This is a genomic window from Pseudomonas sp. ICMP 8385, assembly GCF_002699915.1.
Lineage (GTDB): Bacteria > Pseudomonadota > Gammaproteobacteria > Pseudomonadales > Pseudomonadaceae > Aquipseudomonas > Aquipseudomonas gessardii.
The window spans coordinates 1-210 of sequence record NZ_LKBY01000071.1; the positions used below are offsets into that span (position 1 = coordinate 1).

Annotated in this window: 1 protein-coding gene; it reads right to left on the bottom strand. The window is 60.5% G+C overall.

Going from position 1 to position 210, the window contains the following annotated elements; all coding sequences use genetic code 11:
• Positions 1-210: transposase (locus AO268_RS08055; RefSeq protein WP_141562797.1), on the bottom strand; the 210-nt coding region annotated here is incomplete at both ends.

The following is a 210-nucleotide window of genomic DNA, read 5'->3' on the forward strand; positions in this document are numbered from 1 at the left end:
CAGCAAGCGGCGGAAGTTGAGAATGGTGGTTTCGTCGGGGATGCGCTCCAGGTTCAGCCCGGCAAACTGGCGCAGGATCGTGGTTTCGTACAGCGCTTCCTCCATCGCTGGATCGCTGTAGCCGACCCAGTTCTGCAGCAGATGCACACGCAGCATCGCCATCAACGGGTAGGCCGGACGGCCACCTTCACCTTTCGGATAATGTGGCTC